General features: G+C 67.3%; 1 protein-coding gene. It reads right to left on the bottom strand.

The window, feature by feature from the left end; translation table 11 throughout:
- On the bottom strand, window positions 1–587 hold a 587-nt coding region (locus ACZ1IK_RS11235; protein ID WP_465098524.1), incomplete at its 5' end, for an integrase core domain-containing protein.

The following is a 587-nucleotide window of genomic DNA, read 5'->3' as shown; positions in this document are numbered from 1 at the left end:
CTAGGTGTAGGAGGGCATGACGTTGTTGACTCGGGTCGGTGCCAGTGAGGCCGGAGGAGCGTCTCCGCAGGAGGTATGAGGCCGATGGTAGTTGTAGTGGTTCACCCACACCTGCAGGGCCTCACGCCGAGCTTGCTCTGAGGAGTACGGGCGGGCGTAGAGGACCTCGTCCACCATCAGCCGGTTGTACCGTTCGACCTTCCCGTTATGGCGCGGGGTGTAGGGGCGGATCCGGTGGTGCCGGCCCCCGAGCGAGACCACCTTCCGGGTGAAGTCCACGGCCCGGTAGTTGTTGCCGTTGTCCGTGATCACCCGGTCCACGGTGATGCCGTGGGCGGCGAAGAACGCCCGCGCCCGGCAGAAGAACCCGATCGTGGTGACCGCCTTCTCGTCCTCCAACGCTTCGGTGTACGCCAGGCGGGTGAACCCGTCGATCGCCGAGTGCAGGTAGGTGTACCCGACCCGCCGGCCAGGCCCGCGTTTGGCCGCTCGCGCGTTCTCGGAGTCCCGGCCGTGAGCACGCCAGCCTCCCCCCTCGGGGATGCGTCCGATCTTCTTCACGTCCAGGTGCACCATGTGCCCCGGCC

It is taken from the genome of Micrococcus sp. CS26, assembly GCF_055522295.1.
This window is presented reverse-complemented; position numbering and strand designations above follow the sequence as displayed.